The organism is Bacillus sp. USDA818B3_A (assembly GCF_009928415.1).
GTDB lineage: Bacteria > Bacillota > Bacilli > Bacillales > Cytobacillaceae > Neobacillus.
Genome location: NZ_JAABNN010000001.1, coordinates 76312 through 99190, shown reverse-complemented (window position 1 = coordinate 99190; position 22879 = coordinate 76312). Strand labels below are relative to the sequence as shown.

24 protein-coding genes and 1 riboswitch are annotated in these 22879 nt (G+C 39.9%); of the genes, 17 read left to right on the top strand and 7 right to left on the bottom strand.

Features of this window, described 5'->3' with window-relative positions; genetic code table 11:
- Positions 1-43: 43 nt before the first annotated feature.
- Positions 44-898 (bottom strand): MBL fold metallo-hydrolase, encoded by an 855-nt coding sequence (locus GXK58_RS00495; protein WP_160719722.1) that lies wholly within the window; start codon positions 896-898, stop codon positions 44-46.
- Positions 899-1205: 307 nt separating this feature from the next.
- Here GXK58_RS00495 and GXK58_RS00490 point away from each other — a divergent pair, with 307 nt between their 5' ends.
- The 4 genes from GXK58_RS00490 (at position 1206) to GXK58_RS00475 (ending at position 4943) form a co-directional block, all read left to right on the top strand.
- Positions 1206-1388: a Fur-regulated basic protein FbpA gene (locus GXK58_RS00490; protein ID WP_160718821.1), complete on the top strand. Its 183-nt coding sequence runs from the start codon at positions 1206-1208 to the stop codon at positions 1386-1388.
- Between the two features lie 187 nt (positions 1389-1575).
- Positions 1576-3006 (top strand): amino acid permease, encoded by a 1431-nt coding sequence (locus tag GXK58_RS00485; RefSeq protein WP_160718819.1) that lies wholly within the window; start codon positions 1576-1578, stop codon positions 3004-3006.
- A gap of 276 nt (positions 3007-3282) precedes the next feature.
- Positions 3283-3750, top strand: coding sequence for an SRPBCC domain-containing protein (locus tag GXK58_RS00480; RefSeq protein WP_160718817.1), 468 nt, complete (start codon positions 3283-3285; stop codon positions 3748-3750).
- Positions 3751-3932: 182 nt separating this feature from the next.
- A complete protein-coding gene (locus GXK58_RS00475) occupies positions 3933-4943 on the top strand; it encodes a DUF3231 family protein (RefSeq protein WP_160718815.1) in 1011 nt (336 codons plus the stop codon).
- Between the two features lie 53 nt (positions 4944-4996).
- On the opposite strand, the gene GXK58_RS00470 is transcribed toward GXK58_RS00475, so the two are convergent.
- Positions 4997-5815, bottom strand: a complete 819-nt coding sequence (locus GXK58_RS00470) for a YhcN/YlaJ family sporulation lipoprotein (protein WP_160718813.1) — start codon at positions 5813-5815, stop codon at positions 4997-4999.
- A gap of 183 nt (positions 5816-5998) precedes the next feature.
- Between GXK58_RS00470 and GXK58_RS00465 the strand changes: the two genes are divergently transcribed.
- Complete coding sequence (locus GXK58_RS00465; protein ID WP_160718811.1) at positions 5999-7024, top strand: threonine aldolase family protein; 1026 nt, start codon at positions 5999-6001, stop codon at positions 7022-7024.
- An 85-nt stretch (positions 7025-7109) separates the two neighbouring features.
- Here GXK58_RS00465 and GXK58_RS00460 read toward each other — a convergent pair whose 3' ends face one another.
- Complete coding sequence (locus GXK58_RS00460) at positions 7110-7331, bottom strand: hypothetical protein (protein WP_160718809.1); 222 nt, start codon at positions 7329-7331, stop codon at positions 7110-7112.
- Between the two features lie 408 nt (positions 7332-7739).
- Between GXK58_RS00460 and GXK58_RS00455 the strand changes: the two genes are divergently transcribed.
- The 5 genes from GXK58_RS00455 to GXK58_RS00435 all read left to right on the top strand — a co-directional run bounded on the left by GXK58_RS00455 (position 7740) and on the right by GXK58_RS00435 (position 11440).
- Entirely contained in the window at positions 7740-7970 is a 231-nt protein-coding gene (locus GXK58_RS00455) for a hypothetical protein (RefSeq protein WP_160718807.1), read from the top strand.
- Positions 7971-8114: 144 nt separating this feature from the next.
- Positions 8115-8882: a TSUP family transporter gene (locus GXK58_RS00450; RefSeq protein WP_160718805.1), complete on the top strand. Its 768-nt coding sequence runs from the start codon at positions 8115-8117 to the stop codon at positions 8880-8882.
- Between the two features lie 109 nt (positions 8883-8991).
- Positions 8992-9294, top strand: coding sequence for a hypothetical protein (locus tag GXK58_RS00445; protein WP_160718803.1), 303 nt, complete (start codon positions 8992-8994; stop codon positions 9292-9294).
- 223 nt (positions 9295-9517) lie between these two features.
- Positions 9518-11095, top strand: a complete 1578-nt coding sequence (locus GXK58_RS00440) for a phytoene desaturase family protein (protein WP_160718801.1) — start codon at positions 9518-9520, stop codon at positions 11093-11095.
- A gap of 207 nt (positions 11096-11302) precedes the next feature.
- Complete coding sequence (locus tag GXK58_RS00435) at positions 11303-11440, top strand: hypothetical protein (RefSeq protein ID WP_160718799.1); 138 nt, start codon at positions 11303-11305, stop codon at positions 11438-11440.
- A gap of 43 nt (positions 11441-11483) precedes the next feature.
- Here the strand turns inward: GXK58_RS00435 and GXK58_RS00430 are convergent, their stop codons facing one another.
- A complete protein-coding gene (locus GXK58_RS00430) occupies positions 11484-11636 on the bottom strand; it encodes a lmo0937 family membrane protein (protein ID WP_160718797.1) in 153 nt (50 codons plus the stop codon).
- A 146-nt stretch (positions 11637-11782) separates the two neighbouring features.
- Between GXK58_RS00430 and GXK58_RS00425 the strand changes: the two genes are divergently transcribed.
- Complete coding sequence (locus GXK58_RS00425) at positions 11783-12625, top strand: aldo/keto reductase (protein WP_160718795.1); 843 nt, start codon at positions 11783-11785, stop codon at positions 12623-12625.
- Between the two features lie 165 nt (positions 12626-12790).
- On the opposite strand, the gene thiC is transcribed toward GXK58_RS00425, so the two are convergent.
- On the bottom strand, positions 12791-14575 hold the full coding sequence (gene thiC, locus GXK58_RS00420; protein WP_160718793.1) for a phosphomethylpyrimidine synthase ThiC: 1785 nt from the start codon (positions 14573-14575) through the stop codon (positions 12791-12793).
- A 132-nt stretch (positions 14576-14707) separates the two neighbouring features.
- A riboswitch (TPP riboswitch) is annotated at positions 14708-14822 on the bottom strand.
- Between the two features lie 165 nt (positions 14823-14987).
- On the opposite strand from thiC, the gene GXK58_RS00415 reads away from it, so the two are divergent.
- Positions 14988-15155 carry a hypothetical protein gene (locus GXK58_RS00415; RefSeq protein ID WP_160718791.1) on the top strand — a complete coding sequence of 56 codons (168 nt, stop codon included), beginning with the start codon at positions 14988-14990 and terminating at the stop codon, positions 15153-15155.
- A 461-nt stretch (positions 15156-15616) separates the two neighbouring features.
- On the opposite strand, the gene GXK58_RS00410 is transcribed toward GXK58_RS00415, so the two are convergent.
- The gene (locus GXK58_RS00410; protein WP_160718789.1) at positions 15617-16843 is read right to left on the bottom strand and encodes a Bcr/CflA family efflux MFS transporter; all 1227 of its coding nucleotides are present in this window, start codon (positions 16841-16843) and stop codon (positions 15617-15619) included.
- Positions 16844-17071: 228 nt separating this feature from the next.
- Here GXK58_RS00410 and GXK58_RS00405 point away from each other — a divergent pair, with 228 nt between their 5' ends.
- From GXK58_RS00405 to GXK58_RS00395, 3 genes are all read left to right on the top strand, one after another.
- Positions 17072-17509, top strand: a complete 438-nt coding sequence (locus GXK58_RS00405; RefSeq protein ID WP_160718787.1) for a MarR family winged helix-turn-helix transcriptional regulator — start codon at positions 17072-17074, stop codon at positions 17507-17509.
- Positions 17510-17751: 242 nt separating this feature from the next.
- On the top strand, positions 17752-18783 hold the full coding sequence (locus GXK58_RS00400; protein ID WP_160718785.1) for an NADH:flavin oxidoreductase/NADH oxidase: 1032 nt from the start codon (positions 17752-17754) through the stop codon (positions 18781-18783).
- Between the two features lie 39 nt (positions 18784-18822).
- Positions 18823-19647, top strand: coding sequence for an aldo/keto reductase (locus GXK58_RS00395; protein WP_160718783.1), 825 nt, complete (start codon positions 18823-18825; stop codon positions 19645-19647).
- 44 nt (positions 19648-19691) lie between these two features.
- Here the strand turns inward: GXK58_RS00395 and GXK58_RS00390 are convergent, their stop codons facing one another.
- Complete coding sequence (locus tag GXK58_RS00390; protein WP_160718781.1) at positions 19692-20576, bottom strand: TetR/AcrR family transcriptional regulator; 885 nt, start codon at positions 20574-20576, stop codon at positions 19692-19694.
- A 194-nt stretch (positions 20577-20770) separates the two neighbouring features.
- Here GXK58_RS00390 and GXK58_RS00385 point away from each other — a divergent pair, with 194 nt between their 5' ends.
- Together GXK58_RS00385 and GXK58_RS27455 are read left to right on the top strand one after the other, a co-directional pair.
- Positions 20771-22297 (top strand): DHA2 family efflux MFS transporter permease subunit, encoded by a 1527-nt coding sequence (locus GXK58_RS00385; protein ID WP_160718779.1) that lies wholly within the window; start codon positions 20771-20773, stop codon positions 22295-22297.
- Positions 22298-22581: 284 nt separating this feature from the next.
- The gene (locus GXK58_RS27455; RefSeq protein WP_272928104.1) at positions 22582-22710 is read left to right on the top strand and encodes a hypothetical protein; all 129 of its coding nucleotides are present in this window, start codon (positions 22582-22584) and stop codon (positions 22708-22710) included.
- Positions 22711-22879 lie beyond the last annotated feature (169 nt).

Below are 22879 nucleotides of genomic sequence, written 5' to 3'. Positions count from 1 at the left end.
AGGATGCCTGCCCAAGGCTGGACAAACATCCTTTTAATAGAAATTACATGACCGTTTCACCAAGTAACAGAACCTTTAATTGATCTTTTGAGAGCTGTTGATATTCCCACGCACGGTATAATCGTTCTAATGCTTCAGGTCCAGTGTCATCGGCTAAACGATAGGCACCGTAATGCATGGGAACGAATGTTTCTGCCTTTAGCTCTAGGAAGGCTTTCACGCTGTCTTCCGGTGAAATATGGGAAACAGCCATAAACCATTCTGGTTCATAGGCGCCAATCGGCATGAAGACCGTATCTATAGAAAAACGTTCAGCGATTTGTTTAAAGCCGCTAAAATAGCCAGTATCACCTACAAAATAAAGGGTTTCCCCTTCGGTTTGAAAAATAAATCCACCCCAGTGGGATGAATTTATATCCGTTAACGTCCGTCTTGTCCAATGCTGGGCGGGAACAAATGTAATGTTGACGCCATTATGTTCAGTACTCTCCCACCAGTTTAATTCGGTTACGTTCTGATAACCTTTCTTTAAGAAGAGTGATTTTAAACCCGCTGGTACATAATAATGAGGATCGCCTTTTAACTTTTTTAGTGTAGGAAAGTCTAGATGGTCGTAATGGCCATGTGAAATGACCACAATATCAATCGCTGGTATGTCCTCTAAGGCTATTCCAGGTGCGGTCAACCGTTTCTGAAAGCCCATTCGCTTGGCCCAGACTGGGTCTGTTAGAATATTGACGCCATTAAGCTGAATCAAAAAGGTGGAATGGCCAATCCAGGTATAAGAAGTCTTGCTTTTGTTTTCATGTATTTCTTTTACCATTTTTACCGGCGACTGTTCAATGTTGACCGATAGATCTTTAACCTTTGCTTTACGTTCTTTTTGCCATTTTCTCATGTCTTTGAATGTTTTATTATTTTCTACACCATCTAAGTTTGCATATCTTTTCACGGATCATCACCTTGGTCTCCTGGGAAGTTTTTATTAATAAAAAGTATAGCAATTAATTTATCAACCTTCAAAAATAACAAGTGTAACAGTATGGTAATAAAACATGATGTCCATAAGGAAATATTATTACGTTCATTAAAATAACGTTAAAATTTAAACGAATCTGCCGATTCGACAATATTTTAAAATAGGACTATTTATAATGATAAACAGAAGGTCAAAAATTTTTAGTCTATGAATGGAGGTTTCTAGAGTGAGTGAATTACTTAAGGAAGCTGTCCAGGAGAAAAGAAAAATTTTGATTGATCAACTAATTGAATCAGGGATCTTCAAAATCAAAAATAAGCATCTTTATGAAATGACCCTGGGTGAGCTGGAAAAAGTATATTTAAACATTGGCTCGGCAAATCAGCCGGTCGAACATACTTATATGTAAAACGTTAAATCATTCAAACATAAGAAAACCAGAGAAACCGCTCATGGGTATTGAGCGGTTTCTTTTTGTTTTACGATGTACAGCTGATTTGGATCTAATGGTTCTTTCTAGAATCAAATGATTTTGGTCCGCAAATAATAACTTTATCATCTTTTAACAAATTCAAAGTATGGGGAGAAAACGTTTAATGGAAACCAAACAAAAAGGACTGTCTGCGGGGCAGTTAACGATGATGGCCTTAGGCAGTGTAATTGGAGGCTCCTTTTTTCTAGGATCATCCGTTGCTATCCATGCAGCTGGGCCATCGATAATATTGTCCTATATTTTAGCAGGTGTTCTCGTTTATTTGATTCTTTATGCACTGTCGGAAATGACTGTTGCCGATCCAACCGTTGGCTCGTTTAGTAATTTTGCGGCCCGTGAACTGGGACCTGGATTCGGATTTGTCGTAGGATGGCTGTATTGGACGGGAACGATTTTATCGATGTCAAGTGAGGCTACCGCCATCACCATTCTGCTTCGTGAATGGTTTCCCCATCTATCAATAGCCGTGTTCGGCAGTTTTCTTATTGTAGGGGTCACGCTTGTGAATTTATTAGGAGCAGACAAATTTGGAAAAATCGTAAGCGGGCTGTCGGGGGTGAAAATATTTGCTATCATTTTCTTTATCCTTACAGCTATTGTGTTAATTGCAGGGTTCCTGCCTGGAGCAAGAGCGGTTGGGGTAGGGGAGTTGGCCAGGGAGTCCTTTATGCCTGGGGGGATCAAGGGAATCTTCGGCAGTATGTTACTTGTGGTTTTTGCTTATGCTGGTTTCGAAATCATTGGTCTTGCAGCGTCTGAAGCAAAAAATCCTCGCGATACGATTCCCAAGGCAATCCGGTATACGGTGTTTTCTTTAGTTGGGTTGTATATCTTATATGCTGCAGCGCTTCTTCCATTGATTCCAACAGCAGCCCTAAATGAAACGATTAGTCCGATGGTTGCCTCACTCGATCGGTGGGGGATTGGCTGGGCTGGTTCGGCCCTTAATCTGGTGTTGATTTCCGCAAGTTTGTCAGCCATGCTTGCTGCGATCTTTGGGTTGGGAAGAATGATTCGTTCCTTAGTAGATGAAGGACATGCACCGCTTGTTTTGAAAGATAAGAAAGATGTGCCTTATCGCGGTATCCTTTTTTCAGGGCTGGCCATGCTTCTAGGCTTAGGTTTTGGTCTATTGTTTCCTAGAGTTTATTTGGTATTAATCAGCACTAGCGGTTTCACATTGATTTTTACTTATGCAGTCATTATGGCAAGTCACATCCGTTTTCGTAAACGATCAGGCTGTCCTCCGGAAGGTATTTGCCAAGTCAAGGGATTTCCTTATACTTCTTATCTAGCCCTGGTTAGTTTAATTGTTGTCCTGTTGAGTATGCCTCTAATCCCAGGACAAGGTACAGGGCTTGTGGCTGGTCTTGTTATGATTGTTCTTTTTACAGGTATTTATTTTGTGACGAATAGAAGACTTGGAACAAAAACCAAGACGGCTGCAAGACAAGGCGTACAACAAAAGCCAGCCTTTTTAACTGAATTCTCCGAAGAACTAACCCCAAATCAAGAAGATAACGAGGAAAAGTAAGCACCACTGAAAGTTTTCTTGCTGTAATAAAGGGAGAATATTAACTTATCAGCGGTTTTTGCCGGGATATCAGCGGATTTTAGAGTTTATCAGCGATTTCTTGGACGTTATCAGCGATTTTTTAAATTTATCAGCGAATGAGATAAAAGAGCTAGTTTCTTCACAAGCCGAAGGCACTCAATAAAATGTGAGTGCTTTTTTTCATTGCATTAACCACTTCGCCCAACAGTGAATATGAATAAATAATCAGATTTGCTGGCGAATGGAGGAGAAACAATGGAAATCGAATGCCAATATCGCTTCGGGTTACCGAGAACATTGGTCTGGAAGTATATAAAAAATGCAACTCTGTTAAAAGATTCGATACCGGGCTGCAAGTCTCTAATAGAAAAATCAGCAGGGTACTACATCGCAGAAACAGAAATTAATTTGGGACCCATTCAAGACGTATTTAAATTGGAAGTCCATTTAGATGAAGAAAAGCCGCCAGCCTTATTACGGTTAAAACTAAAGGGCAATGGCAATATGGGACAAATAAAAGGCGGTGCGAAGCTGATTTTTATAGATCACCAAGGAGGAACCCTTTTAACCTGTAAGGCAAAGGGCCAGGTAACAGGGGCACTTGGATTAGCTGGAAAAAAGCTATTAGATACAGGGGCATCAAAGGGAATAGAGAACTTCTTCCAAAGATTCGAAAAAGAAATCAAACGAAGGATCTACGAGCTGAAAAAAAGAAGGAATTGAGAGCGGCAATCCTACCGCTCTTTATTTTGGAACACGTATACATTGATTCATAAGATTCCCTCTCAATGGAAAACATAATCCTGATGAACCTATTGAGGCCATAAAAATGCCAATTTTGAATGGTTGCGATTCTTACAGGTTGTTAAAGAAAAAAGTAATCGCCCGAGGGAGAGTGTTGAACAATGGAGAGTCAGTCTGAAGACAGACTTACGGCAGCGGAAATGTCAGTCTTGTGGATGCAATACATAAATGACACATGTTCCATTTGTATAAACAGCCACTTTTTAGAGAAATCAGCAAATCCTGAAGTTCGCTCGATTATTGAATTTACATTAACATCGGCAAAAAGTAATATCGCTTTTTTACGAGATTTCTTTCAAAAGGAAAAATTTCCTGTTCCAATAGGATTTACAGAAAGAGACGTTCTTCCTGAAGCACCTAAACTGTTTTCAGATACCTTTGTTTTATTGTATTTGAGACAAATGTCAATCTTGGCTATGACAGCAAGCAGTGCGGCCTTGGGACTAGTTACTCGTGGAGAAGTGGTAGATTTTCATAAAAGGGTTTTAAAAATAGCAGTGAAATTACAGGATCTTACCCGTGACTTGATGTTAAAACAGGGCACATATGTAAGACCACCGTATATTTCATTGCCAGATCGGGTTGACTTTGTTGACAAACAACATTTTTTAGCCGGATTTTTGGGTACAAAAAGATCTTTGACATCAGTGGAAATCACTCATTTGTTTTTAAATATCCAAACGAATGCAATTGGAAAAGCCTTGATTACAGGGTTTGGCCAAATTGCCAAGAGTGAAGAGGTTAGACAGTTTTTCAAAAGAGGAAAACAAATTGCCCAAAAACATATGAATCTCTTTAGTGATATTCTCATTAGAGAAGACCTTCCGGCACCGATGAACTGGGATTCCAACGTCATGGACACTACTTCTTCCATCTTTTCCGATAAGATCATGATGTTTATCACATCAGCCATGATAGCAGCAGGTGTTGGCAACTATGGAATGTCTATGGGGGCAAGTCCTCGAAGGGATTTGGGATTAAGATATGCATCGTTAATTCCGGAAATTGCCCTCTATGCAGAAGATGGGGCTAACATCATGATAAAAAATGGATGGATGGAGGAACCGCCGCAAGCAGATGATAAAGATCAATTAATTGATCATCATAAATAGATACATACAGAAAGAAGCATAGCCAAAGGAAAGGCGATGCTTCTTTTAAAAAATTAACGGAAAAAGTTATTTACAGTGTTTGTAAAGTTATTCCAAAGGTTGGTACCTTTATTTCGGCCATTGTTAAGGTCGGTTGAATAGTTTGTCATCTGTCTGAAGAAATCACGGTCATACGAAATATAAACACGATGGATTTTACTGTCGGCACGGCGAACTTGGTCTGCAATTCTTTGATCAAGTGGGGAGGAAACACTTTTGTAGTTCGCACGAGTGGTACCATCATTGGTGCCAGCCGTACCGTCATTTGTGCCTGTAAACGTGTTATCGTTGTTGGTACCATTAGTTGTCCCGCGAATTCCGATTGTTCCAGGAGCGGTTCTGCCTGTCCCAGGGTTTAATGCTGTTCCTGTATTATCAGTAGCATTGATGCCGGTCGTACTTGGATAGTTTCCGTTAAAGCCTGTTCCTGCACCACGGGCGGTTATATGGTTTTCCCGGCTGTTGGTGCCTAGGTTATTGGTTGTGCCGGTTGTCCCCATGTTGTTACGGTTGTTTGTTGTCCCAGTTCCAGTCTGAAAGCGATCATTTTTTAAACGAACCGCCACATACGCATCGTTATTTCGGACGATAACATGGGCTAAATCCACTTCTTGTAATTTTTCAACGGCCCTGCCAGCCCGGTTGGAATAGCGTAAATTATGTTCATTGACGTTATTGACATTTAAACGGTTGTTGTTTCTTACATTTTGAACGTCTAGGCGGTTATTAGTGTTTCTTAAATTGTTGTTTGTTGCGTTATCATTATTATCTGCACAGCCGGTTAATCCGACTAGGGTTGAGGCTAAAACGAAAGTAACTAAACCTTTTTTCAAGAACGTCACTCCCTAAAAATAATGTCTTACACATATATCGTCACCCATACAAAGCAAAGTATTCGAGGGGCGGCAGAGGTAAATATTGAAATAAAACCACTAAATTCTTCCCGCGCAAATTAACGGATTATGGTACGATTGAAAATGGGTTTGCTTTGGAAAATTAATTATGGGGGTAAGACCATGTACAGCTTTAAGAATGACTATAGTGAGGGAGCACATCCTCAGATTTTACAGGCGTTAATGGAGTCTAATTTGGTCCAAGAGACTGGATATGGAGAGGATCAGTATACTTTGCATGCGGTAAAGCTGATCAAGGAGAAATTAGGTCAAATAGACGTGGATGTTCACTTATTAACAGGAGGCACGCAAACCAATTTAACCGCTATTTCTGCTTTTCTAAGACCGCATGAGGCTGCTATCTCGGTGGGTTCAGGACATATTCTTGGGCATGAAACAGGAGCCATAGAAGCCACAGGTCATAAGATTCTATCTGTTGAGAGTAAGGACGGGAAGCTGACACCTGAAGGCGTGAAAGCTGTGCTTGAAGGCCATCCGGATGAACATATGGTAAAACCTAAGTTGGTATACATATCAAACTCGACTGAAATCGGCTCGATTTATAAAAAAGACGAGTTGGGACGGCTAAGTGAGTTTTGTCGGAAGAATAACCTCATTTTATATATGGACGGGGCAAGACTTGGGTCTGCGCTTTGTTCTGAGGAAAATGATCTTCATTTAAGTGATCTTCCTCAACTGGTCGATGCTTTCTATATTGGCGGCACAAAGAACGGGGCGTTATTAGGCGAAGCTTTGGTTATCTGCCGAGATTCTCTCAAAGAAGATTTCCGCTATCATATGAAGCAAAAAGGGGCGATGCTTGCGAAGGGAAGGTTATTGGGGATCCAATTTCATGAATTGTTCAGGGACCATTTGTTTTTTGATTTAGCAAAGCACGCCAATAAAATGGCTGGGATACTACGGGATGCATTGACAAAAGCAAATGTTGAGTTTTTAACGCATTCGCCATCCAATCAAATTTTTCCGATTTTCCCTGATGTGTTAATTGCTGAATTAGAGAAGAAATATGATTTCCATGTGTGGGAAAAGGTAGATGCTGAACGCTCAGCGATTCGGCTGGTGACATCGTGGGCGACGAAAGAGAACGAGGTTTTGGGGTTTATTGAGGAATTGAAGAAGTGGGTGTAATCCATAACAAAAAACCATCAAAAAAATTTGATGGTTTTTTGGGGTTTTCGAAGATCTTCTGCAACCTTATTGACTGATTAATAATTTACCTTTTTCTCTTTTTAGAGTTGTCAATCACCGCTGTTTTCCCCTTAGTCACTTTTTCCAACTCTACCTGGACATGAAACTTAATTCCCTCCACATTGGTAACACTAGAGATCTTCGCTTTTCGTCCCTTTATCTTTAATTCTTCCCCAACCGAAGGAACGCGCTGAAGGAGCTGGCTCAACAATAGGTTTTTGTTTTCAAAATAATGGACAGCAAACATTTTGGTCTCACCCAATTTCATATGAAATATGTTGGAAAGAAATCCTCATCTCAATATATGATTTCAAATAAATTAGAGACCACCATACAGAAAAAAACCAAAAAAAAGAACTCCAAGTAGAGGCCTAATAACTTTACAGACTAGTACCGGTAAAATGTTCATGGATTTATAAAAAATAAATTATTTTAGGAAAATAATACAAGCCATTGAATGACTTCCTCATACATTATTCTATGCCTTATTTTGTGTTCATTATTGAGGCGCTATGAATAGAAAGATAAGACAAGCATATGAAGGGAACCTCCGGTTATGCATGCCTTTAATCAGGGAGGTGATATAAAAGGGAAAGTTGGACAAGAACTCTTTATCAAATATTATATTAAAAACCAATAGAAAGAAGTGATTAAATTGATTGATCCAAACAACAAAGAATGGATGGACCAACTCCGTAATTCAAACGATCAGCAATTCAGTAAATTGCTTAATGATCAGATGAAAAAACGTAAACAGAAAAAATATAAAGAAGAATTGAAGAAAAGCCAAGAGGAAGCTCTCCAATCTCTAAAAGATAAATATACTGCACAGCCATCATCTCCTTTAGCAGACATGCTAACGAAGATGCTAAACCAAAAACGTTAAGTCCTTTTATGACAAGCCTATACGGTTCGTAAAAAAGTTGTTCCAAATTTTTTGGAACAACTTTTTTTAATATAGCAATGGCTATTTACAATAATAAAAATGTTAGATAACATTTCTATAGTTACTAGAGAGAAGGTAGTTTAAATGTATTTTGATTTAGATCCATCGTTATTGATTATTTTAGTTGTATTTGGGTTTTTAGCTGCATTTATTGATTCTGTTGTCGGCGGAGGCGGACTGATTGCTTTACCGGCCTTATTATTTACCGGTCTTCCGCCGGCCTCTGCTGTGGCCACCAATAAATTAGCAGGAACCATCGGCTCGTTAACGAGTACAGTAATGTTCTATCGCTCAGGAAAAGTCAATATTAAGGATGTTTATAAGCTCTTTCCCCTTACGTTCATTGGCTCGATGATTGGTGCATGGACGGTTGATTTAATTAATCCAGAAATTCTAAAGCCGTTAATGCTGGTCATGCTCGCCGTTGTTGCAGTCTATACTATTTTCAAAAAGAATTGGGGCAGTGTAACAACGGAGAAAAAATTATCATTTCGACATTTAGCATTATTCATGTTTCTTATATTTTCTATCGGTTTTTATGATGGTTTTATCGGCCCAGGAACCGGTTCATTTTTAATCTTTGCCTTTTTAATGGTTGGGTTTGATTTTTTAAAGGCGGCGGGAAATGCCAAATTTTTAAATTTTGGGAGTAATATTGCGGCACTGCTTATGTTCATGTTTTTAGGTCATGTGAATTATGCATATGGTATTCCGATGGGGATAGCCCAAATACTTGGGGCCGTCTGCGGCTCGAAGTTCGCGATTGCAAAAGGAAGCGGCTATGTAAGAGCATTGTTTATTGTGGTCACCGTTTTACTGATAGCAAAAAACACGTACGATTATCTTCATTAGGGAGGAGCTTGGGGAAATATAACGATTTTTAGGTTCCTTAGCAAACACTACCAAATTTTTAGCAGATTATGTTAAAATAGCTACATAGTAGAAGGTGGTGAGAGGAAATATGAAATTGATTGTTTACAAGAAAGATATTGAGTATTTTCTAAATAACTTCTTAGACTTAGCAGAATTTGACCAACAAGGAAACAAACATTATTTTTTATTCCAAGACCACACCCGAAACGGGGACTGGACATTAATGTATTACAAAGAAGAAAAGAAATGGACCATACATGGTAAAGGCTTGGATTATTGTGATGAGGGAGAACAGGAACTAGAGAGAAACGAACTTATACTATTTTTATTTAAAAACAGAAAGTATATAAACAACGAGTTGAGACGTATGAGGTCTGAAGTAACCTCTTAGGAAATGTTGTATACTTTTGAATACAAGTAAAATATCGAGGTGCTGAGGCATCTCTTTTTTTTGGTCAATCGTGAATTGTTTCTACTAGACATATTTCCTATTCGAAAGAGAAAGATATAAGGAAAAATATTTAAAAAATTTTTGCTAGTTTTAGTACTTACTATCCAGACAATCGAATATCTTTTTTCGTAGATAGGGCTACTTTGAAAAAAGGAGAGATTGAATGGGAATTTATGACGTAGTTATTATTGGCAGCGGCCATAATGCATTGATTGCAGCTGCCTATTTAACCCGGGCAGGGCGCAGCGTACTACTGTTAGAGAAGAATGATCGCCCTGGCGGTTTCTTACGGACAGAGGAATTGATACTTCCTGGATTTAAACATGATGTATTTGCGGCAGCACATCCGCTTTTTACGACCGGGCCTGCCTATGCAGAACTAAGAGAGGACCTGGAGAAGCGGGGGCTTCGATATTTGAATACAGATTTACCGACTGGGGTTTCAATGGAAGACGGGCGAACTGCTGTTCTTCCGACGGCATTTGATGCATTAATGGAGGAAGCTGAACGGTTGGCTCCTGGTGACGGTGCAGTTTTAGCAGAAATGTTTGAGCAATTGAATCCTTATGTTAATGATGTATTTGGCTTGTTTAACGTCGATCTATCCAGTCCGGAAGCTGCACCTGTCATTAAGCGCCTGCTTCATGAAGAGGGCGGGGCTGGTTACTCATCCTTTGCGGCATCCCTGATGACCACGGCCCGCAATACAGTTAGTTCCCTAAAATCACCAGTTATGCGGGCAATGCTGGCCTCTTGGGTGACCCATTTAGGGCGGACGCCGGATGAAGTGGGAAGCGGTATTTGGGTGCCGCTAACGACAATGGCATTGATGGGCGGAGGTATGCCTACCCCAGAAGGCGGCAGTGAGAGACTGGTTCAAGCTTTGGTAGGATTAATTAAAGATCAAGGCGGAGAGATAGTTACCAACTCCTATGTTGAGCGAATTATTGTGGAGAACGGGAAAGCAGTAGGTGTCCGGACAGCTAAAGGAAGAAAATATTTGGCTAAACACGCAGTTGTAGCAACAACCACACCGGATCAGCTATATCTATCACTCCTAAAGGATACGGAAATTTCTCCCCCACTTCGTGCACAAGCAGAAAAGTTTCGCTATGGCCGTGGCTGTGTGCAGATTCATTTAGCCCTTAAAGAACCGCCAAAGTGGACGGATCAACGATTTAACCGGGTTGGTCAGCCGCATCTGACCGACGGATTAGAGGGATTTTCCTTGGCCATCGCCCAAGGGATGGCTGATTTGCTCCCTGTCAAGCCGACTTTCACAGTGGACTGCTCAACGAATCTGGATCCAACACGTGCACCAGAAGGAAAAGCAATTATGCGGATCCAAGTGTTAGAAGTGCCGATTCGCCCCCGTGGGGATGCGGCAAATCAAATTGATGTCGGTGATGGAACATGGAATTATGATTTAACAGAGCAATTTACAGAACGTGTACTCGATGTGGTGAGCAAGCATATTCCGAACATTCCAAGTGCGGTCATCGGAAAGTACGTTGTCACTCCTGATACCATTAAAAGTTTTAACCCAAATTCAGGACCAGGTGACCCTTACGGCGGTGCACATGACTTGGCGCAAAGCTATCTGTTTAGACCGTTACCGGGACAGTCGGGTCATCAGACAGCCATTCCGAATGTTTATATGCTTGGCGCTGCGACATGGCCGGGACACGGAGTAAATGGCGGGTCAGGCTATATAGTCGCACAAAAGCTTTTATCACAATAAACATGATAGACAAAGAAAAACCTATTTCCAATGAGAGAAATAGGTTTTTTAATTTGATGAAGATAGAGATAGAAAAATACCAACAGAAGATTATCAATAAAGATGTAATAAAAATTAAGATGGTGTGGTGAAAAATCTAGGCACAAATTTAACCATCCATCATATAGTAATTTCTGTGATAACCATGTTGGGAAGGAAGTATGAAAAATGAATAACAATCAATTAGTCACATCGAAGAAAGAGGAGCGAAAAGAAGGAGGGAATGGATATAAAATCATTGAATTTAACGTCACTGATCCAACCGAAAGCTTATTTTCCATTGTTACCCCTATCAAAAAACAGTAAATGGTGTCAGGCACCAATTGGGAGTGCCTGACATTTATTTGGTTTAGGCTCTATTTTTTGTCCGTCCTGAGATAAATTTGAATAGTAGAACGACGGCTGCGACGACTAGCAGGAGGTGAATGAGTCCACCTGCTATATGGAATACTAGCCCGAGGATCCAGAATAAAATCAATAAACCAACGATTGTCCAAAGCATGATAATCCCTTCTTTCTTTATAAGATAAATGGTTTGTTGTATAGAATACCCCAAATCTTAAAAAGTATATCTAATTAAATCTATTTCCATGAAAATAATCAATATTTGTGATAATTTTAAGATAGTCTTGAAAGGAGTGACAAATAATGGTTAAGAAAATTCCAGATATTACATTGAATGATGGACTTACATTGCCGGTGGTTGGTTTGGGCACCTATAAGCTGAAAGGGAAAGAAGGGGTCCAATCTATTTTAAGTGCGATTGATATCGGATATAGACTGATAGATTCTGCTTATAATTATGAAAATGAAGGAACTGTAGGGGAAGCGGTCAGACGGAGTTCCATTCCTAGAGAAGAATTAAAGATTACCTCCAAACTGCCAGGGCGCTACCATAACTATGACAAAGCGGTTACGACTATTCAAGAATCGTTATATCGTGCCAATCTAGATTATTATGATATCTATCTCATTCATTGGCCAAACCCTATCCAGGATACATACGTGGAAGCGTGGCAAGCATTGATAGATGCCAAGAAATCAGGGCTGATTCGTTCGATTGGTGTGTGCAATTTCTTACCAGAACATATCGAGCGGTTGGAAAAAGAAACAGGCGTGATCCCGAGCATGAATCAAATTGAATTACATCCATTTTTCAATCAAGCCGGGCAACGAAAATGGCACGAAGCAAATAATATCGTAACAGAATCCTGGAGTCCATTATATCGTGCCAATGAAGTCCTGCAAAATGATATTCTTCAACAAATGGCGGACCAACATAATAAATCAATTTCTCAAGTAATCCTGCGCTGGCATTACCAGCTGGGGGCCATATCCATTCCTAAATCCGCTTCTGCTGAACGGCAGCTAGAGAATATATCGATATTTGACTTTTCACTAGATGAAACAGAGATGAACTTAATTTCCGGTTTAACTCGACAGGATGGCAGAATAAACAATCAAGATCCTGCCGTTTACGAAGAATTTTAGAAAAAAATAAATCCCTCCAAGGATTTGCATTTGGAGGGATTTATTTTTGTAAAAGGATTTCTTTAATAGGTAACAAAGCTAGATACTGATAGAAAAGGTCCAATTACCCTACTTAGTTAATCACTCGGCCTAGTTCCTGTGAACAACAATAACCAAGGGGAAAATTTACTGATAAACAGTACCACCAGTTTGTTTAAATTCTTCTGCTTTTTCCCGCATTCCCTTTGCTATTGCTTCTTCGGTATCAAGTTTATTTTCTTTGGCATAATTACGGATATCATGAGAGATTCTCATGCTGCAAAATTTAGGTCCGCACATGGAACAAAAATGGGCGGTCTTTGCCCCTTCGGCAGGGAGTGTTTCATCATGATATTCCAACGCCCGTTCTGGGTCCAATGATAGATTGAATTGATCATGCCAGCGGAATTCGAACCGGGCTTTGGATAAGGCATCATCTCTTATTTGGGCACCGGGATGTCCCTTAGCTAAATCAGCGGCATGTGCGGCAATTTTATAAGTAATCACTCCTTCGCGAACATCGTCTCTATTTGGTAGTCCGAGATGCTCTTTTGGGGTAACATAGCATAGCATCGCTGTCCCAAACCAGCCAATCATCGCGGCTCCAATGGCAGAGGTTATATGATCATATCCGGGAGCAATATCCGTTGTAAGAGGTCCCAGTGTATAGAAGGGCGCTTCCTTACATACCTCTAATTGTTTATCCATGTTTTCCTTAATGAGATGCATAGGGACATGACCCGGTCCTTCCACCATTACCTGAACATCATGTTCCCACGCAATCTTTGTTAATTCACCGAGTGTCTCTAATTCCGCAAATTGGGCTTCATCGTTTGCATCGGCAATCGAACCTGGGCGTAACCCGTCGCCTAAGGAGAACGCCACGTCGTATGCCTTCATGATTTCACATATTTCTTCAAAGTGAGTATATAAGAAGTTTTCTTTATGGTGATGCAGGCACCATTGGGCCATAATCGACCCACCGCGTGACACAATCCCGGTTAAGCGTTTCGCTGTTAACGGTACGTATCGTAAAAGAACCCCCGCATGAATCGTGAAGTAATCGACTCCTTGTTCCGCTTGTTCAATCAACGTATCACGGTATACTTCCCAAGTCAGATCTTCTGCAATTCCATTTACTTTTTCAAGGGCTTGATAAATCGGAACGGTTCCAACAGGAACGGCTGAGTTCCGAATAATCCACTCGCGGGTTGTGTGAATGTTTTTTCCTGTAGATAGATCCATGATCGTATCAGCTCCCCAGCGTGTAGCCCATGTCATTTTTTCCACTTCTTCTTCAATTGAAGAGGAAACAGCCGAGTTCCCGATGTTGGCATTAATTTTTACATGGAAATTGCGTCCGATGATCATCGGCTCTGTTTCTGGATGATTGATATTTGCAGGGATAATCGCCCGGCCCCTGGCCACTTCATCTCGAACAAATTCAGGCTTTAGGTTTTCCCTGATCGCAATGAATTCCATTTCAGGAGTGATGATTCCCTTTTTCGCATAATGGAGTTGTGTGACATTTTTCCCATTTACCGCTCGTAATGGATTACGTTTTAAACCAGGAAATACTTTATGATTGGCACGAGGGTCATTGATATCTTGATAGCCATTGTCTTCTGGCTTAATATCGCGGCCTTCATATTCTTCCACATCAGAGCGTTCCAGGATCCAGTTGCTGCGAAGGGGAGGCAGGCCTTTGGTAATGTCTGCTGAATAATTCACATCCGTGTAAGGCCCGCTCGTATCATACACTCGAACAGGGGGATTTGCTTCCTCGCCAAAGGTGTTGATTGTCGAACTTAGCTCAATTTCCCGCATAGGAACCTTAATATCAGGTCTTGAACCTTGGGCATAAACTTTTTTGCTGCCTGAAAAACTTGACATGATGGAAATGTTTTTTTCATTTAATGAGGTGGATACCATTGATCAATCTCTCCCTTAATATTTTTTAAAAGGACGAGTTCTAGAACATGGAAGGGAATTAATGAAGAACATAAAAAAGCCGGGTCCATAAATGGATGGACCCGGCTAATATATGTAGAAGTTAATATCAAAAAGATATATGTTCAACTTCCCCACGCTGGTATGATCCAGATCAGGTCCAAAGGGTCAAGAAACTTAAGCGTGTTTCTCTCTCAGCCCAAACTATTGGACTCCCCTAGTTATTTTTATTTAACTTTTTTTAGTATACAAAACTAGCTTATGAAATGAAAGGTAAATTTTTAAAAAAATGTAATATGAGGAAAAGGAAGGAGGAGTTTTTAACTACCAAGTGTATATTCTTCCACATACAAACAGAAAATAAAAGGTAAAAAAATAGTGGGAGGAATGGAAAATGGTTCGCTTTCGAAATCAACACGATCCGGAAAATAAAATGAAAATATTTAAAAATATTAATCAGTCTGCTTTAAATTATGTGCAGTCTGCGATCGAGAATCCGACAGAATCTACCGATGACGCGACTCAAAACTTAGTTAACCATACGATCAATAAGACACGTTAAGATTTGATTAGCGAAAAATTGAGAAAACAGAACTTCGAAGTAAGGATTGCAGAGCAATCCTTTTTTTTGTATAGAGACACTCTCATATACATTCATAGAGTCTAGTAAAAGGCGGATTCAGAATGGGGAAGTGGCCGAGCCAAAAAAGTAGAACGTAAATAAGAGGGTTCATAACGCCAGAATACTGAACAAAAAGAGTGTAATGGTAGATAAGGAGGGTTCATAACACCCGAAGGCCGAAACAAAAGGATGGAACGGTAGATAAGGAGCGTTTATAACGCCTGAAGACCAAGCAAAATGAGCCGTACGGTAGATAAGAACGGTTCATAACACCCAAGGGCCGAAATAAAAAAGCCAAACGGTCGATAAAGAATTGTTTCAACCACTGAGGACCTAGCAAAAAAATCATAGAGACCATAAAAAAGGCGGCAAGGAACATCCGCCTTTTTGCTGTGTTACTATCAACCCGCATGTAGTCCAATGTTTACCTTTGACGATTTCTTTTTTGTCAAAGTAAAGAAGAAAATACAACCAATCGAAGACGTTAAAAAAAGAATCGCTCCCATGGGTACAGCAGTTGTTTCATTGATCCCAACCAGAGGGGAAACTAGCGAACCAATTAATAATGGAAGCATGCCCAACACCGCACTAGCACTTCCTGCCCGAGCTCCTTGTTTTTCCATCGCAAGCGTAAATGAACTTGTTAGAATCATCCCCATCGTTGTCATGTAAATAAAAATCGGTATCACAATGGCAGCTAGCGGCCCTTCGACGACTGTCATCACCAGCAGGAAAGAAGTTGCACAAACAGCCGTAATTACAGCAGTCCGAAGCAAATTTCTTTCAGAAATAATCCCCGCAAAGCGACCGATAAGATAACTCCCTGTAATGATAGCCAGCCCATTAATACCAAATAAAATACTAAAAGCTTGAGGCGATACATCATAGATTCCCTGATACACAAAGGGAGTACCTGATACATAGGCAAAGCTGCCTCCGTGGACAAAGCCGACAATTAAGGCATACCCGATAAACGAACGGTCCTTAAACAAATTTCCAATTGTACGTAATGAATGACCTACTGAACTTGGAATCCTTTTTTCCACCGGTAAAGTTTCAGGTAAACGGAAGGCCGCAACTAACACGATAAAGATCCCCAGAAAAAATAAGAAATAAAAAATGGTATGCCAGCTCGCAAAGGGCAACAGAAGAATCGCCCCGCCTGTCATTGGAGCAATCATTGGCGCAGTTGAATTAATCACCATTAATAGCGCAAAAAATTTTGTCAGCTCTTTGCCGCTAAACACATCACGTACAACGGCCCGGGAGAGGACGATTCCGCTTGAGGCTGTGATTCCTTGTAAGAATCGGGCTGCGACCAATGTGACAATATTCGGAGCAAGTGCACAGAGGAGCGACGAAACGGCAAATAGAGAAATGGAAATGAATAATGGCTTTCTTCTCCCCCTGGCATCACTAATCGGTCCAACAATGATCTGACCAATGGCAAGCCCGATTAAACATGCAGTTAAACTTAACTGTACAAGCGAAGCACGAGTCCCAAAATCTTGTCCAATACTCGGGAAACTTGGCAAATACATATCGATATTAAAAGGACCAAGCATTCCAAGCATACTTAGCAGAAAAGCTAATCCTAACCGCTGCTTACCCGTTGGATTATGTATCATACACCACACACCATCCTTCTTCGTATATTCATGTTGTGAATATGGAAATTTTCGTAAAACTAAAAAAGACCTACACAGTATACCATAAGATTTAGTTTGAAAACGTAGATATGTTAAAAAATCAAACCGGATTATAATGAAACTCCCAGGGTAAAATTGACTAGTAAATTGATTACTTGTTAGTATAGGGATAATGAACCTTAGCAGTTCCTAGAATAGGTGGTATAAATGGAACAAAAAGATCTGATCACTAAATGGTTATCTTTCTCTAATCTTCAAGTCAAAATCACAAATACGTTAGAAAACAGTCTGCAAGAAAAACACCAATTATCACTGAACGAGTTTTACGTTCTCTTATTTTTATCTGAAGCCCCTGACAGGAAGTTAAAATTGCAGCAACTGCAAAACATGGTCGGGTTAAGCCAAAGTGCTATGTCTAGACTGGTCAGTCGTTTTGAGGCAAGGGACTGTGGAGTATTAAAAAGGAATATCTGCGTTGATGACCGCCGTGCGATCTTTACTTCTTTAACAAAGGAAGGAGAAGAGAAACTCAAACAGGCAATGGTTACGTTTCAACAAACGCTTGAAAGTACGTTCTCCCAAAAAATAATATTCGATGAATTACACCAATTAATGATTCAATTAAAGGAAAATGGGACCAGTTAAATTCCGGATCAAGGGTAAAAATGGTCTCTTTTCTTGTAATCATTTTATTTGACGAGAAGCAAATAGGCATGCTAATTTGTATGCATGCACATACATTTTATTTTAATGTGTCTCAATTTTAATAGCATTTTAATGTAAAACATGGTTAAAAAAGCGGAAAAAGTAGACGCTAACTTTGTTAACACGGTAGCAGCAAAGCTCCTACTACATGAAAAATGCTTATACATAAAGGAGTGTTTTATATGGATCATTTATTTAGCCCTTACCAGATTAAAGGACTGCAGCTAAAAAATCGTGTGGTTATGCCGCCGATGTGTCAATACTCCGTATACAATAAGGATGGGATTGCAACGGACTGGCATTACATGCATTATGTTAGCCGGGCGATTGGCGGTGCTAGTCTTATTATAATCGAAATGACCGATGTCGAGCCGGATGGACGGATTACCGACAACGATTTAGGTTTATGGTCTGACGAGCAGATTCCAGCACTAAAACGAATCGTGGATGCTTGCCATCAATATGGTGCGAAAGTGGGCATCCAAATCGCTCATGCTGGCCGTAAAGCTCAAGATGCCGAAGAACCAGTGGCAGCTTCAGCGATCCCATTTGATGAAACCTTTAAAACACCAAGAGCCCTATCAACCGAGGAAGTAAAAGATATGGTCGAGAAATTCCGTTTGGCTGCACAAAGAGCAATAAAGGCAGGAGTGGATGTGATTGAACTCCACGGGGCACACGGGTACTTAATTCACCAATTCACTTCCTCTTATACAAATAAAAGAACAGACGAGTACGGAAAGGAATTAACCAAGTTTGGAAAAGAAATCATTCAGGCAGTAAAAAGTGAAATGCCTGATGATATGCCATTAATTATGCGAATTTCTGGAACCGAGTACGTGGAAGGCGGCTATCGAATCGAAGAAGCGATTGAATTTTCAAGAGAATTTCAAAACGCTGGAGTCGATATGTTCCATGTCAGTGCAGGGGGAGAAGGCCCGATTGCCGCTGCAGGAAGACCAGGTACCCATGTAGCCTATCAAGTGCCTTTAGCCAGAGCGATCAAACAAGCTCTTAATATTCCTGTGATTGCGGTTGGCAGATTAGACGAACCGGGATTAGCTGACTCTGTCATCGGTAATGAAGATGCTGACTTAGTCGCTGTCGGAAGAGCAATGTTGAGAAACCCATACTGGGCTCTCGAAGCCGCAACAGTGCTTCACAAAGAAATAGACATTCCAACCCAGTATGAAAGAGGATTTCCCAGCCGCTAAATTTTTATAAAAAAATTAACTTGAAAAGGAGCAGACCAAATGAACTTTGTTACATTAAATAATGGTGTAAAAATGCCGCAGCTTGGTTTTGGTGTATGGCAAGTGGAGGATAATCAAGCAACGGCGGCAGTGAAAATGGCCCTGGAAGTCGGTTACCGTTCCATCGACACGGCGATGATTTATAAAAATGAAAAAGGCGTGGGAAAAGCAATTAATGAATCATCGATTCCCCGCGAGGAGTTATTCATTACAACAAAAGTTTGGAACGCTGATCAAGGCTATGAAAATACGTTACGTGCCTTCGATGAAAGCTTAGAACGATTAGGTTTAGACTATGTCGACCTTTACCTGATTCATTGGCCAACTCCTAAATTTGATCAATATGTAGAAACCTATAAAGCTTTAGAAAAGCTCTATCATGATGGTCGTGTCAGAGCCATCGGCGTGTGTAATTTTGAAATAGAACATTTAGAACGACTATTAAAAGAATGTGATGTTGTCCCCGTACTAAATCAGGTGGAATGTCATCCATATCTTGCTCAAAATGAACTGAAAGAGTTCTGTTCCAAGCATAATATTTTTCTAGAAGCCTGGAGTCCTCTTGACCAAGGCGGAGAAGTGTTACAAGATGAAGTGGTTCAAAAAATTGCTAAAACGCATGGCAAAACCCCTGCACAAACCGTATTGCGCTGGCATTTACAAAATAACACCATTGTGATCCCTAAATCAGTGACACCGTCAAGAATTGAAGAAAACTTCAATGTGTTTGATTTTGAACTTACTTCCGATGAAATGAACGAAATAAACCAAATCAATAAAAATCGACGTAAAGGTGCACATCCAAATGATTTGCATGTAAGATAAATGCAATAGAAAAAGTGCGAGACTAATTCGCACTTTTTCTATTGTTATTCGATAAGAAAGTCATTAATAATCTCTTCAAGTTTTTCTAATTCGTTCTGCCATTTAACTTCCGATATTTCTTTTAGAGTCGTAAGTGCACTTTTAATAAGAAATTTACGCGGTGTTTTGGAATGAATGACTTCCTCCTGAATAAAGTCCAACAATTCAATCGGCTCAAGCAGGTTTTCACCATCACTGATATTTTTCTTTAAGGCAGAAATAATATAAAATAATTTCTTCTCAAAAGCCAATCCAGTTTTATTGCATTCTGGCAGCCATTTGGAAAAAATTTCAGGGGCCAGAAGCTGATCTCCGCTTCTCTCCACTTCCTCTACCATGTTTACAATTCGTTCCACAGAGTAGCGAATGATATGTTTCAGACTGCTATCCATTTCATGTGCCATAAAATGATGATGAATATTATGATGAAGCATGCCGAGAAACATAATCGCACAATCCAGCAAATAAGGTTGTTTACTTTCCCCAAATAAAGCGACAAACCGGCTATAGATCCAATGAAGGTACATAAGTTGAAACCGTTTCAGAAATTGCTTTAAGGAAGGGTCATTGGAGACAAATACCTCCTCGAAAAGGGTGAGCAGTTTATTCCTCTTATTAAAAGCCATTTGCAGCTCAAGCTGCTGAATAAATATTTCTATATCCGATGGATCTTGACCGATTAGGAGCTTATTCCTCTCCTGATCAATCCTTTGACTCAAAGAAGTAAAAATCGCAATCAGCAGTTCATTTTTTGAAGAAAAATAATTATAGAATGTACCTTTTGAGATACCGCTGTATTCTAATATATCGATAATCGAAGTGGCCTGAAAACCTTTTTCGATGAATAACTGATGGGCTTTTTCGATGACATGCTGCTTTCTATCGTTCATAATAATCACCTTTAATTCCTGGTTTAGACTGACAGTACAAAAAACATTGTACCGTATTTTTTTGTTCTATTCAAATATAGCTGATGCAGCGAGATATTTTAGTTGCAAAAAATGAACCAGCAGTATATGATAATGTCTATGCAGAATAACAGTACAAAAAATTGTACCAACAGTTTACACAAGGGGGAACCACTATGGAAACACCATTAGCGAATAAACGCCCTCCATATGGAATCATCGCCATTTTGATGATTGGCGCGTTTATCTCGATGTTAAATGAAACACTATTAAATGTGGCGCTGCCATCCATCATGAAGGATTTAAATGTAAATGCTTCGACTGTTCAATGGCTTGCCACCGCCTATATGCTGGTCAATGGAATATTGATTCCCGCAACAGCGTTTTTAATCCAAAAATACTCTGTAAGAAATTTATTCCTTGTTGCAATGAGCTTATTTACGATAGGAACAATTATCGCTGGATTCTCTCATGTCTTCCCGCTATTATTAGCTGCCAGAATGATTCAAGCTGCCGGTTCAGCGATCATGATGCCTTTATTAATGAACGTCATGCTTACTAGCTTCCCGCCTGAAAAAAGGGGAGCAGCGATGGGAATGTTTGGATTAGTATTCATTTTTGCTCCAGCCGTAGGACCGACATTATCTGGATACTTAGTCGAACATCACAGTTGGAGAATTCTGTTCCACCTAGTATCGCCAATTGCCGCTGTGATTCTATTAATTGCCATTTTCTTATTAAAAGATAAGAAGGGCAAAGTGGATCTTCGTCTTGATCTTTTATCAATAATACTTTCAAGTGTAGGATTCGGAGGCTTGTTATATGGATTTAGTTCAGCTGGTGATAAAGGCTGGGATAGTCCAGAGGTATATTTAACAATAGCTATTGGGGTAATTAGCTTAGTTTGGTTTATTCTTCGTCAAAACAAACTAGATAAACCGATGCTGAATTTCCGGGTCTATAAATATCCGATGTTCGCTCTATCATCCGTAATTGCTATCGTTATTGCCATGGCGATGTTTTCAGCGATGCTGCTTTTACCGATTTATGTCCAAACGATTCGTGGTATCACGCCGTTCAAATCTGGTTTATTAATGCTTCCAGGCTCGATCTTAATGGGAATCATGAGCCCAATCACCGGAAAATTATTCGATAAATTCGGAGGCAGAGTACTTGCTGTTGTCGGTTTATCGCTTACAATCTTTACTAGCTACATGTTCAGTAAATTAACTTTAGATACAACCTATACTGAACTTATGATTTTATACTCTGTGCGTATGTTTGGTATGTCGATGGTAATGATGCCAGTCATGACAAATGGATTAAATCAGCTGCCAGCGCGTTACTATCCACATGGAACCGCAATGAACAATACCCTGCAGCAGGTATCTGGCGCGATTGGATCGGCTCTGTTGATTACCATTATGTCAAACCGTACGAAAACCCATGCGACTGAACTTGCCGATTCGGCAATGAAAAATTTAACCGCTCAACCGAGTGCAGAAGCGGCTGCACAAATCAAGCAAGAAATTGCCATGAAGGCGATGTTAGAAGGAATTAATGATTCGTTCCTTGTCTCAGTTGGAATTGCCCTTGTAGCTCTTGTTCTTGCCTTCTTTATTAAACGTGTGAAACAAGCGGAGGATCCAGAAGATTCCCAAGCTTCTCATAAAAAGATAGTAAACAAACTTGCAGAAAATTAATTAATGAGAGGATGCCCTTTGTGTGGGGCATCCTTTTTTCTTTGACCGAAATTTAATTAGTGGTGAGTCCAAGGTCCGTAGAGAAAAGCAAAAAATGCGCTGAATAACAATGACCGACTGGAAAAATGAAGATTTTCGGAATCTCTAAATTTTTTGACTTAGAACATCGAATAGCATAACCAATAAACAGCAAACTAAATGAAGGGATGCATTACGTAAACATGAATTTCATCCCAAATGAATACATTCAAATTAATACATTTAAATTAAGATGAGGTGTAAATATGACTAAAAACAAAAAAAGCAGATTTTCCAAAAATAAAAAGGGTGTCGGAGTAGCGGATGTAGAGTTTGACAGAGAAAATGGTCTTGAAAAAATATCCATAAAATCTCAACAAAACCATAACCAATAAGAAACAGGGACAGGACACCTGTCCCTGACCCCCCTTATATTAATAAAAATACATAGGCTTCATTTTACAGTAGTCATTCTTAGGTGAGAAAGTGCCAAAATAAATTTGAAAACCTTTTCTTTATTATCTTAGTAAAATGTTGGTTAGAAAAACTCACCACAAAGTTGTT